Source organism: Streptacidiphilus albus JL83 (assembly GCF_000744705.1).
Classification (GTDB): Bacteria; Actinomycetota; Actinomycetes; order Streptomycetales; family Streptomycetaceae; genus Streptacidiphilus; species Streptacidiphilus albus.
Window position 1 is genome coordinate 7,345,770 of record NZ_JQML01000001.1, and the last position, 12,570, is coordinate 7,358,339.

The window sequence follows — 12,570 nt, forward strand, 5'->3', positions numbered from 1 at the left end:
ATAGTTCCTGATATTCAACCGAATATGGCCGCTGAGCTGGGAAAATAGCGGGAATTTGGGTGTGTGAACGGTCTTCGGGTGCGGCAGTGATGGAGTGATGGCGGGTCACTCGATGCCCTTGGAGGCGGCCGTGGTTTCGGTGGACAGCTTGCTCGACGAGCACGAGGTAGCGGTCCGTGCGCGGATCGATGGCCTGCGGGAGGAGGCCGTGCGCGTCACGGCGGATCTGGAGGAGGCCGAGCGGGCGCTGGCGCATGTTGCCATTACCCGGGCGACGCTGGGACTGGTGGTCGCGGGGCGGCCCGTCGTGGTCCAGGCCGAGATCCCGGCCACGCAGTCGCCGGCCGGGACGGTAGGGGGTGGGACCGCCTGCGCGGTGAGTCTGCCGCCTTGGCGTGAGGACCTGACGGTGGCCGCGCTTCCCGACCACTACCAGCGGTTGTGGCTGGCCTTGCGGGATGCGGTGGCACCGGTGCGGGCGAGGGAGTTGGCCGTGCTTCTGGGGCTGGAGCCCAGTGCCTCGAAGGTCGAGGGTGTGCGTGCGAAGCTCAAGCGGCTGGTGGACCGCGGCTGGGCGGTGGAGGAGTCGGCCGGGGTGTTCCGGGCCGGCACGGGGTTGCGGTAGGCGGGCCTGGGTGCTCAGCGGGCGAGGCGGCGGGCCATGACGAGCGTCATCGCCCAGTGGACCATGGCCTGGTGGCTGGTCGGCAGGCGTTCGTAGTCGCGCACGCAGCGTCGTCGTCGCACGATCCACGACAGTGTGCGCTCCACCACCCAGCGGCGTGGCAGGACGACGAAGCCCTTCATGTCGTCGGTGCGTTTGACGATCTCCAGCTGTAGCCGCAGCTTCTCCTTCGTCCAGGTGACCAGTCGGCCCGCGTAGCCGCCGTCGGCCCACACGTGGCTGACGCGCGGGCATGCGCGGTGCAGGCGTTCCAGCAGTGGCATCGCGCCGTCGCGGTCCTGGACGTCGGCGGCGGTGGCCACCACGTCGAGCAGCAGGCCCGTGGTGTCCACCGCGATGTGCCGCTTGGTCCCGTTGACCTTCTTGGCCCCGTCGTAACCGCGCCTGTCTGCGCCGACGGTCTCCGCGGCCCGCAGGGACTGTGCGTCGATGACCGCGGCTGTCGGCTCCGGCGGGCGGCCCTGCTTCTCGCGGCAGCGCCGGCGCAGACGGTCGTGCAGCACCTTCAGCAGGCCCTGGTCGCGCCAGCGTCGAAAGAACCGGTAGGCCGCCGCCCAGTGCGGGAAGTCCACCGGCAGCGCGCGCCACTTGGTGCCGTTGTCGTCGACGTAGAGCATCGCGTCGATCATCTCGCGGTGGCAGTAGCCCTCCGGCTGGCCGCCACGGCCCTGCATCCAGGCGGGCAGCGGAAGAGACGGGGCGATCGCCCGCCACTGCGCGTCCGTCAGATCCGTGGGATAGGCCGGCCGACGCATCGCACGATTGCCAGCGTTTCCGTACTGGTGAGCGACACAAGTACACGACAGGACAGCTGAGTTGCGCTCATCGACAGCGGGCGCGTACAAAAGGGGCAACAGGGCCTCCAGCGTGCTCGTTCGGACTCGACATCCTCTGAGCTACGCAGAAGGCCCTGTCTTCATGCGCGGATCCTCCAGTGCGCCCCCGCCACACGCCACATTCGGTTGAATATCAGGCACATAGACCCGAGCCCCGGCCGGACCGTTCACCATGAACGGTCCGGCCGGGCAACCTCGACTCAAGCCTGACCTCCCGAAGGATCAACGCGGGGCTACACCAGCGCGCGAAGACCCCGGGACAAGACCGCGTCCTCGCCCCGCTCCGCACAGCCAAGGACGCCCCCTGCCACCGTGGCAGGGGGCGTCCTGCCACACCCGCCAAAGACCGACGCCTCCCGACCAGGCGGACCAGCAACGGCGCTCAGCGGAGCACCCCACTTCCCTGACCGACGGACGAAGCGGGCTGACGAGCGACCCTGGCCGATTGCCGAGATCCTCATCAAAGGCGAGGCGGTTGGGGGACATGGAACACCTCGGTCAGAGCTACGACGTAGTGCAGGTGGGGCTTCTCGGTCTCCCCATTGGGAGATCCAAGGGCCGCTCTGCAATCGACGGTGCCCGTTCTGGACCGGCATCGCACACCTCTGCCCGCACCGTCAGCGGTCTTGTTTCTGTGCGGCGGCCGAACCCTGCAGCCGCTGCCTCGGGTGTTCCGGAGCTCCGCCGTCGATGCCGATCCCGTCCCGATGCCGGCATAGGTTCACAAGGGGTGGGTTCAACAGCGGCACAAGCCAGTGATCGTGGCGGTCGTGCCTGCCGTCAGGGTTCGCAGCTGGAGCCGATGGCGGTGTTTTGGGAGCGGACTGATAGGTCAGTGCGACGGCGGCCGGGTCGGTCCAGGCTCTGGAGGACGGGGTGTCAAGTCCTCAGGTGGCCAGTCTGTGGACTGGAAGCGGACAACTGCGCGGAGCGCCGACGGACCGAACGGCTGGGGTTGTTGTTCTACTGCGGTGAGGCGGGTGGATATGCCAGGGTAGCGACCGCAGGGTGCACGGTCAGATCCGTTGTTCAACAGGGTAGTTGTCGTGTCTTCGGCCTTCCCGGAGTCGGCCTTTCGGTTCTCGTTCCTGCTCTTCCGTTCGCAGAGTGCTCGGTGTCGAAGTGTGTGGCACGGGTGGTCCTGAGGTGTGGTGCGCTCGTGGATCGCTTGGTGCCGGTGTGCCTGCCGGGGCCGGCGACCACGTGTCTTTCGACGTCCTTGTGGTGGGCGTTCACAGGCGGTCCGCCGTGGGGGCGGGCTCTGCGGTCGAGGAGAGTGTGGCTGATGCAGGACAGAACACTGACGAAGGTCTACCGGGACAAGGCGTACGTGTCGACGACGACGGTGCGTCACGGCGGCACGACGGTGGCGTTCGCGATGGACAACCAGCAGCGGATCTACTACAGCGTGCTGGACCTGGAGTCGGCCCAGGATGTGCGCGGGCCGCTGGATGCGGCGTACTGGAACGCGGATCCGGGCCTGCTGGCGTTCCCCTCGGAGATCGTCGACCCGGGGTCGCCGGCGCCGGTGGCGATGGTGATGCCGACGGTCAAGAAGGGCAGCCGGGTCGAGACGGCGCCGGAGAAGCTGTTCGCGGGTGAGAGCGATCCGTTCCTGTCGAGCACGGCGCGGCTGACCGCGGCGGCGCCGATCCAGGTGGTCTCCGACGGCCGGTACATCCTGGTGTTCCGGCAGTCGATCGGCGCGGACGACCCGAACGCGGTGTTCCAGACGTCGGGGACCGCGCTGTCGGGGGATCCGGCGCGCACCGACTACACGATGACCACCGGGCCGAATCCGGCGAAGATCGCGCCGGTGGACGCCTCACTGCTGGTGGACCGGTTCGTGCTGGTGGGCTCGGTCCTCAAGCCGGTGGTCGAGGTGCGCTACCAGCGCAGCCGCAGCAAGTTCGCCCCGGCCGCCGAGGGCACGGACACGCTGGGCACCCGGGACATGGACGGGAAGCTGTTCTACGAGCCCACGAGCAAGCTCTCGTTCGTGCGGCGGGTCCAGGACGGCGGGTTCGCGGTGCTGCTGCTGCCCACCGCGGTGGACGGGGTCTCGCGCTGGCAGCTGTTCGTGAACAACACGGCCAAGGGGCAGATCGACTCGTTCAGCTGCGAGCAGGGCAAGGACGGGCTGTTCAACATCGCGGGCACCCAGCTGTACACGAGTCCGGACCCCAGGTTCGCGTCCTCGGTGCTGGAGCGGGAGCCGGGGATCGACCCGAACACCAGGCTTCCGCTGGTGCCGGTGCCGGCCTCGACCGACCGGGCGGGCACCGCGCTGCGGTTCTCGGCGGGGCCGCCGTGCGTGCTGAAACTGGTGAACATCAACATGGCGGCCGGGACGGGCGCGTGCACCTTCGAGGCGTGGGTGCGGCCCACCATGCCGTCGGGAACGATCGCGGCCACCTACGACGAGAGCCGCGCGGACGGATTCCACCTGGGGGTGAATGCTTCGGGCCGGCTGTGGATCGGCCAGGGCAGTGGCGGTTGGAGTGTGACCGGCTCGCAGGCGCTGACGATGGGCGTCTACACGCATGTGGCGGCGGTGTTCGACCAGTTGACGGTCACGCTCTTCGTCAACGGCGTGAGCGTGGGAACCGGCGCGGTGCCGGTGGCGGTGGGACCGTCCTGCGTGGACTACCTGGGCAGCCGCAGCGTGGCGGGCCAGGTAGTCGAGCAGTTCGTCGGGGACATCGACGAGGTGCGGCTGTGGAACCGGGCCCGCACGGCGGCGGACTTCGCCGACCGCGGCCGGCGCCTGGTGGGCATAGAACCGGGCCTGGTGACCTATTACCGGTTCGACGAGGGCGCGGGCGGCCTGACCGCGAACCAGTGCGACAACGCTTCGCCCGCGATGCTGAACGGCCCGGTGTGGGTGGCCTCGGACGCGCCGGCGGGGGACGGCCCGGGCCTGTCGCGGGACGTGTTCACCTTCGGCCCCAGCACGGCCGTGCGCCAGGCGGCCGGGCCGCTGGCCGCGACGCTCTACTTCCAGCAGGAGCCCGCCCCCACCGGCTACGGCGCCGCGCCCACACAAGAGAAGCGACAGGCCCGGGTGCTGCTGGCCTGCGCCACAACGGGTCCGGCGCCCACCGGCGGGTCGGCGGACCGCCGCTACGTGGCCACGGTGGACTTCGCGCTGACGCGCGACGGGCGGCTGGCCATGGTACCGACCCTGGTGCCGCTGGCCGAGGTCGGCAAGCCCGCCCCCACCCAGAACCTGGACACGATCACCGCTGCACAGAACCGCGTCACGGCGGCGCAGACCCAACTGGCGACCGACCAGGCGCAGGCCGACCTGTTGCAGCCCACCTTGAACTACATCGCCGACATCGCCCGCTTCAGCTTCCGCGACCAGCAGCGCGCCCTCCTGGTGCGCACCGTGCCGCCGCTGCGGCTGGCCGCCGACCGGCTGGGTTTCGACCAGGCGCAGCTGGCTGCGGCGCAGCAGGCGCTGGCGACGCTGACGGGAGGGATGCAGGGCGGTTCGGAGGTGGTGCTAGCCATGCCCAAGGTCTCCACCGACCGCGAGGGCCTGAGTGTGTACGCGTCGCTGCTGACGTTCGCGTGGACCACAGACGCGCCCTCCTTGCTGGAGAGTTCGACCGGTGACGTGGTGCTGTACTTCCGAGGCGGGAACGGGCAGTTCTTCTCGGCCTACTACGCCGCCGACGTCTCGCGGGCGACGCGGACGATCGCGGTGGGCACCGGTCAGCTGACGCTGCTGGCGCGCGACAGCGCCGCGACACTGGCCGATTTCGCGCTGAGCGTCGCCGACGGCGCCACCGCCGACCTGTGCCAGGTCACGGTCACCGCCGGTGCGGTCACCGAGACGTTCCCCGGCGTCCCGCGCCAGGCCACCGCCTTCGCGCAGGTGCTGAACGGGGTCCGCCCGCCGGGCACCGTCCTGGGCACCGTCGGCTCGGCCCAGGGCCAGATCATCGAACTGGCCGCCGCGCTGACCCAACCCCTGGCCGCGGGCGCGGCGATCTCCGTGGGCGGCCAGGTCCGCACCGTGGCCGCGGCGGTGTCGGCCGGAGCCAACAAGATCACCGTCACTGCGAACGGCGACTTGAGCGGCACGGTCGGCCAGCAGCTGCGGACCGCGTTGTACGACTATGCGACCGCGACCTGCACCACGGTGGGCGCGGTGCTGGACCGGGGCTCGCAGATCGTGGGCGTGAACCTCCTCAACCCGAGTGCGCCGGTGCCCAACGGGGCCGCCGCCGACGGGGCGGGCCCGCTGGTTCCGCGCTGGCACGGCAACTCTCCGGGGCGCGCGCTGTCCTTCGACGGCAAGGCCCAGTACCTCAGCCTGCCGCAGGCCGGCTGGCCGAAGGTCACCTCGCCGGCCGACCTGACGGTGGAGGCGTGGGTGAACCCGTCCATGACCAGCAGCCGGTCCCGGATCTGGCACGCCGCCGTCCCCGGCGCCCCCTACACCCTGGCCCTGGAACCGGGCGCGCCCACCAGCGCCTTTGCCCTGGACGGGAGCAGCTGGGTGGACTGCGGCAGCGGCATCGCCCTGGCCGGGCAGAGCTTCACCATCGAGGTGTGGGCCAGGCGCCTGAACGGCGGCCGCCAGGACACGCTGTTCGGACACGGCGGCCTCACTATGACGGATCCGAACCTGTACCTGGGCTTCAACCAGGCCAACCAGATGCTCTTCGGCTGGTCCGGCGACGAGCTGGCCACCCCGTCGCTGGCCGTGGACCTGGGCTGGCACTGCTGGTCGGCCTCCTTCGACGTGTCCACCGGGATCCGCACCCTGTACTGCGACGGGATCCAGGTCGCCCAGGGCCAGGCGAACGCCCCGTACTCCGGGGCCGGGCGCACCATGCTGGGCGTCGCCGGCTGGGGCGGGGGCTGGGCCGCGGATGCCATCGTGGACGAGTACCGGTTGTGGGGTCGGGTCCGCACTCCGGACGAGATCGCGGCGTTCGTGAACCGTCAGCTCAGCGGGCAGGAGCCCGGACTGCTGGGCTACTGGAGCTTCCCCGGCGCCTCCACCGTGGACCGTTCCGGCAACGGCCACGACGGGATCATGGTCGGGAAGCCCATCCTGACCCAGAGCGCCCAGCGCGGCTTCTCGCTGGCAGCCGGTGTCGGCACGCAGTTCTTCCGCAGCCAGGAGGCGTTCCCCGCAGGCGACTGGTCCCATGTGGCGATGGCGTTCCGCCAGGACTGGGCGATGGCCATGGACGGGGACGGCTACCTGGACGCGGGCGGCCCCGACGGCCTGGACCTGGTCGACGACCTGACCCTGGAGGCGTTCGTCCGGCTCGACACCCTGGGCACCGTCCACGGCCTGATCGGCAAGGGCGCCATCGGTTCGGGCAAGGCGGCCTCAGCCGTGCCCTACAGCTTCTACGTCGAGTCCGACGGCCAGCTCGCGTTCACCTTCGAGTCCGGCGCCGGGGGCAGGGGCCAGCAGCAGGTCTTCCGCTCGGGCAGCGTCCTCAAGGCGGGGGTGTTCACAAAGGTTGCGGTGACCCGCAAGAGCGGCGAGGACAAGTCCGGCACCGTCGGCATCCGCTTCTACATCAACGGCCAGGTCGTGGGCGGCGACCCGCAGACGTACGGCGGGCCCAAACCTGTGGGCAACGACGCCAACTGCGAGATCGGCCGCTACCGGATCAGCACGTCGGCGCTCGGCCTGCGCGGCACCCTGGCCGAGGCGCGGATCTGGAACGTGGCCCGCGACAAGGGCCAGATCGGTGCGCCGGTCACCGCCAAGTCGCAGGGCCTGGTGGCCTGGTGGGGCTTCCACGAGAGCGCCGGCGCGACCACCGCCGACGGCTGCGACTCCTACCCCGCCCAGGTCCGCGGCCCGCTCCGGGTGCGCACGCCCGACCCGGCTGGCAACAGCCTGACCTTCTACCACAGCGGCAACCCCAGCATCGCCGTCCTGGACACCGTCATCGACGATCTCACCGTCATGGGCCCCAACCAGGTCACCGCTGCCGCGAGGACGGACGCCTCCGGCCAGCCCACCGAGGTCCTCACCGGCGCGCTGGACGAACTGCGGGTCTGGCGCACCTGCCGCACCCAGGAACAGCTCCTGGACAACATGTTCACCCGCCTGCGCGGTGAACGCGGCGACCTGATGGCCTACTACCCCTTCGACAACGCCTCCACCGTCCCCGGCGCCACCGTCACCGACGCCGGACTGCAGGGCTGCGACCTGACCCCCTCGGCCACCGCCCCGGGCATCGTCCTGTCCACCGCACCGATCTCCGACGACACCGCCGAGGTCCGCTCCGCGCTGACCGGCACCCTGACCCCCTTCAGCGCCCTGGTCACCGGCACCCCCAGCGCCTCGGAGTACGCCGACCTGCAGCGCGACGCCCACGGCAAGACGATCGGCGTCATGAAGAGGTCCTACACCTCGCTGCGCGGCACCTCCTGGGTGCTGACCACGGGCTTCAAGGTCGGGGACCTGACCACCACCTGGGTCGGGCAGGCCCAGTTCAACCCGCAGCTGGTCGGCTACCTGGAGGGCGCCCCGCCGGTCCCCTCGGAGAACCTGATCGCCGGTACCGCCGACGACTACAGCGGCGCGTCCACGGTCGGCTTCGTGCAGGCCAACACCGTCGCCAACACGATCTCCTCGGACAGCAAGACCAGCGTCGACGCCTCCGCCAAAGCCACCTTCGAGGGCTCGGTGGGCGACGACACGTTCGTCGTCGCCGCCCCGCTCGGCGCGGGCACCGCCAAACCCCTCAGCTCCCTCAAGGCCAGCGCCGGCGGCACCGTCGAGATGAAGTACTCCAACAGCTGGAGCAACGACACCCAGGTCAGCCAGGGCGCCACCACCACCCGCACCAGCTCGGTCACCCTGGCCGGCCACTGGGAGCCCACCGACCCCACCGCCCAGCTCAACCCCACCGCCGGCCGGCGCTGGGCCCCGGCCAACACCGGCTTCGCCATCGTGCAGTCCGACACCGCCGACCAGTACGCGCTGCGCCTGGCCCACAGCGGGGTCCTGGTGGCCTACCGGATGGTGCCCAACCCCGACATCCCCCGGGACTGGAACGTCATCGCGTTCCCGATCAACCCCCGCTACACCAAGCAGGGCACCCTGGACGGCCTGGTCGGCTACAGCGCCCAGGGCACCGCAGCGACCCTGCAGCCCTTTGCCGACCCGTCCTTCCCCAACGCCGGCGACGGCGGCGCCTACAGCTACTACCGGCCCCGCGAGGCGTACGCGATCAAGCGCCGCATCCAGCGCGAGGAGCAGCAGCTCCAGGGCTTCTACGAGTCGGTGTCCACCGACACCCACGCCCCCGACCCGGTGGCTGCGGCGGCCGACCGGGTACTGAAGGGCATGATGGGCGGCACCGGCAGCAGTACCGGCCTGACCTCGGGCGGCAGCGACCCGGCGGCGGGGCGCGCGGCCAACAAGTCCGCCGCGCGGCGCAACATCGTCAACACCTACGTGTGGACCGCGGCCGGCGGGCTGTTCGCCGAGACCACCGCCACCACCGACCAGGTCACCCAGTCCACCGCCGGGGACTACAGCGTCAGCGGCAGCGCGACCTTCCAGACCGGCTTCGAGGTCGAGATCGGCCCCGTCGGCTTCAAGGCCGGCTTCGAGGCCACCCTGGGCGGCGGCTACAGCGTCACGCGCCGCAAGACCAAGGACGCCACCCGCACCTTCAGCCTGGACGTCGTCGCCCAGCCGGGGCACAACCTGCAGAAGTACAACGGCACCGACCCCGTCTTCGACGCCAACAACCAGCCCGTCCTGGTCCCCGGACGCGTCGACGCCTACCGGTTCATGTCCTTCTACCTGGACACCTCCAGCGACAACTACGAGGACTTCTACGGCAAGGTCATCGACCCCCAGTGGATCGAGACCAGCAACGACCCCAATGCCAAGGAACTGGCCAAGGCCCGCCAGAGCGACCGCAAACCCCCCTGCTGGCGCATCCTGCACCGCGTCACCTTCGTCAGCCGCGTCCAGGACACCACCAGCACCACCGCCTCGCTGGGAAGCGCCCTGGGCGCACTGGGCATCACCAGCGACTACCAGCTGATGAAGCAACTCGAACCCCACATGGTCGGCGCCACCAGCAACCTGGCCGACCTCACCACCGCCGCCAAGACCCTCATCGCCACCCAGTTCACCACCCTGACCCCCTACACCGACACCATCACCACCCGCCTCGCCGCCTACTACAACATCCCCACCCCGGCACCCACCCCGACCCTCACCCCCGCGCCGACCCCGACCCTCACCCCCGCGCCGACCCCGGCCCCGGCCCCGCGCCGGCCCCCGCCGGCACGTTGACCGCCAGCGCCAGCACGCTCGCCCACGGGGCAACCATCACCTTCCAGTACGCCACCGCCCCGGCCACCGCCGGCACCAAGAACTGGATCGGCATCTACCCCACCGGAGTGACCCCCGGCACCGGGGAGTCCCTCACCTACCAGTACGCCCCCACCACCAGCGGCAGCCTGACCTTCACCACCACCGCCGGCAGCCTCGCCAACCCCGGCAACTACGCCGCCTGGTACCTCCTCAACGACGCCTACACCGTCCTGGCCGGACCCACCCCCTTCACCGTGACCTGACCACCACCCGCACCACCGCCCACGCCCCACCGCAAGCCCCCCAACGGAACAACGAGGCGGCGGCGTGGGCGGGGCGGTGCTCCGTACAGCGACCCGGCCATAGTGCCCGTTTCTCAACCTGATATCTGGATCTTCGAATGGGTCTACGGTGGTGGTGTGTCCGGGTCTGGCGGGCACCTGCTGACGGGCCGTCTCATCCGCCATCGCCTTGAACGCCACGTCGGGGCGCCGCAGCAGTCCGGTGGTCACGGTGGCCGCGCCGCGAGATCGTCGACGGGATCCGCTACCTGGTCGATAACGGCATAAAGTGGCGCGCTATGCCTGCGGATTTTCCGCCCTGGGGCACGATTTACGGGTTCATGGCCAGGTGGGCGGCCACCGAGGTGATGGGGCTGATCCGCGACCACCTGCGCCGCGAGGTCCGCCTTGCCTCGGGCAGGAACCCCAAAGCGGCGGCGGCCATCATCGACTCCCAGAGCATCAAGGGCGCCGAGACCGTCTCCAAAACCACACGCGGGTTCGATGCGGCGAAGAAAATATCGGGCAGGAAGCGGCACCTGGTGGTCGACACCCGGGGCCTGATGCTGCTGGTCATGGTGACTCCGGCCTCGATGACCGACAGGGACGCGGCCAAGGAGGTCCTGTTCCGATTGAGGATCATGCACCCGGAGATCGCGATCGTCTGGGCCGACTCCGCCTACGCCGGGCAGCTCGTCACCTGGGCCAGGACCTACCTGAACCTCACCATCAAGACCGTCAAACGCCCACCCGGGGCGAAGGGCTTCGTCATCCTGCCGCGCCGGTGGGTGGTCGAGCGTTCGATCTCGTGGATGATGCGGGCCCGCCGGCATTGCCGCGACTACGAGAGGCGCCCGGAGATCAGCGAGAGTCTGATCATCTGGGCGGCCGTGACCCTCATGACCCGCCGCCTCACCCGCACACCCGCCAGTAAGAAACCAACCGCGCAGCCGGGCCCCGCCCTGTTCCAGCCCGCGCCGATCGCCGCTTGAGCGAGCCCACTGACCTGCCGCCCCGGGGGCACCCCCGCTGCTGGCAGCGGCGGGGCAGCCGCCGACCAGCGGCTGCCCCGTCTGGGTACTCCTCACGGCCCCTGGCAGCACCGGCGATGATCCGACGGTGTCGACAGCCAGCGGCCATGGGCCCTGCTTCCGCGCGGCCGGGCCCTCGACTTCGAGGACGTCCTGGGCGACCCTGGCAGCAACGCCGCCGGAAGAGGGCGGCCCGCACCGGACGCCTTCCGGTACGGACCGCCCTGCCGCCGATACCCCCCAGTTCGGCGGCATCGCGCAGCACCGGTGGAGAACCCAATTCCGCACCGGCGCCCCGCGGCCCCACGCTTCCCCAGCACTCAAGGACGTGTGCACGGGGGTGATGCGACCGGCGGTACGCGAGGGTGGCGTGGTGCTGCCTTCCCCTGCCGAGCCGGTGCATTTTCCCACGTCAAGCGCACACGGCCGGGGTCTGGGGCAGCTCCGCCAGCATAGGACGCAGGCACACTTCTGGATAGACCACCCACGAGACCGAGGTGCGGGAAGGCGCCCTGGCTCCGCCGCACGGGGGCTACTTGGGGCCGGCGGGGGTGAGGTAGGTGTCGGTGGCGCTCTGGTCGCCGGTGTACTGGCGGATCTCGCTGATCTTCCCGTCGGTGAAGGTGATGGCGTTCATCCCGCGGGTGTCGAAGGTCGCCGGGGAGCCGGTGGTGCGGTGGGCCTGGATGTGCAGCTCGACCAGGACCTGGTTGCCGGCGGCGGCGATGTTCTCGACGTCGAAGGTGACGTGGTCGGTCTGCTTGCGCACGTTGCGGTAGAAGTCCAGGACGCCCTGCTTGCCGGTGTGCTTGCGGGCGTGCGGGTGCTGGCCGGGCACGTGGACGCTGGCCTGCTCGTGCAGGAACTCTGCCTCGATGTGGGTGAGGTCGCCCTTGTTGAGGGCGGCGAACAGGTCCTGGACCGTCGAGATGTTGGACTGCTCGGACATGAAGTCCTCCTGTGGCGCAGTTTCCGTGCCCGACGGCGGGGTCTGGGCCCATATGGCACGCGGCGGGGCATCCGAAGCTCGCGAGCCGATCACTCAGGCGAATCATTCGGACACCTTGGGTTACAGGGCCATCCTGTTCCCCCGCCCACCGGAATACAAGGGCCGACTCCCCCCTGGTCCGGGCGGCGGACACGACAGCACGCGGCCATCGTCTCCGCACACCGGCCCGCACCACGCGGCGAAGGGGGCCCACTCGCACGATGCCTGCCGGAAAACGAGGTTGACCTGTCGTCAGGTCAACCTCGGCCAACGGAATGGGTGAGCCTGAACCCGACCCTCACCCACGAAGCCGCCCCTCCTTCAATGACGTCACACGGTCAACGGCCCGCCAGTACACGGCCGGGTGCGTTCCCCACAGGCTTCACGCCCCGGGGTTGCGCTGCCGTGGTATCGGCTGCCGTTCGC

General features: G+C 70.2%; 5 protein-coding genes and 1 pseudogene. 4 read left to right on the top strand and 2 right to left on the bottom strand.

All coding sequences use genetic code 11. The annotated features are described in order from the left end of the window. Window positions 1-130 precede the first annotated feature (130 nt). Window positions 131-625: a hypothetical protein gene (locus BS75_RS32180; protein ID WP_152646212.1), complete on the top strand. Its 495-nt coding sequence runs from the start codon at window positions 131-133 to the stop codon at window positions 623-625. Between the two features lie 14 nt (window positions 626-639). On the opposite strand, the gene BS75_RS32185 is transcribed toward BS75_RS32180, so the two are convergent. After that, window positions 640-1,440, bottom strand: coding sequence for an IS5 family transposase (locus BS75_RS32185; protein WP_152646211.1), 801 nt, complete (start codon window positions 1,438-1,440; stop codon window positions 640-642). 1,366 nt (window positions 1,441-2,806) lie between these two features. Between BS75_RS32185 and BS75_RS51685 the strand changes: the two genes are divergently transcribed. From BS75_RS51685 to BS75_RS32200, 3 genes and pseudogenes are all read left to right on the top strand, one after another. After that, window positions 2,807-9,823, top strand: a complete 7,017-nt coding sequence (locus tag BS75_RS51685; RefSeq protein WP_052069910.1) for a LamG domain-containing protein — start codon at window positions 2,807-2,809, stop codon at window positions 9,821-9,823. Beyond that, the gene (locus tag BS75_RS32195; protein WP_034090756.1) at window positions 9,820-10,107 is read left to right on the top strand and encodes a hypothetical protein; all 288 of its coding nucleotides are present in this window, start codon (window positions 9,820-9,822) and stop codon (window positions 10,105-10,107) included. The genes BS75_RS51685 and BS75_RS32195 overlap by 4 nt, the downstream gene beginning before the upstream one ends. Window positions 10,108-10,346: 239 nt before the next feature. After that, window positions 10,347-11,072 (top strand): annotated as a pseudogene (locus tag BS75_RS32200) (IS5 family transposase); the annotation flags it as partial. A 616-nt stretch (window positions 11,073-11,688) separates the two neighbouring features. Here BS75_RS32200 and BS75_RS32205 read toward each other — a convergent pair. After that, a complete protein-coding gene (locus BS75_RS32205; protein WP_034090757.1) occupies window positions 11,689-12,105 on the bottom strand; it encodes a nuclear transport factor 2 family protein in 417 nt (138 codons plus the stop codon). Between the last annotated feature and the right edge of the window lie 465 nt (window positions 12,106-12,570).

Bases quoted from the DNA above. Each gene is read 5' to 3' on its own strand.
- BS75_RS32185 (WP_152646211.1), bottom strand. From the start codon at position 1,440: ATGCGTCGGCCGGCCTATCCCACGGATCTGACGGACGCGCAGTGGCGG.
- BS75_RS51685 (WP_052069910.1), top strand. From the start codon at position 2,807: ATGCAGGACAGAACACTGACGAAGGTCTACCGGGACAAGGCGTACGTG.
- BS75_RS32205 (WP_034090757.1), bottom strand. From the start codon at position 12,105: ATGTCCGAGCAGTCCAACATCTCGACGGTCCAGGACCTGTTCGCCGCC.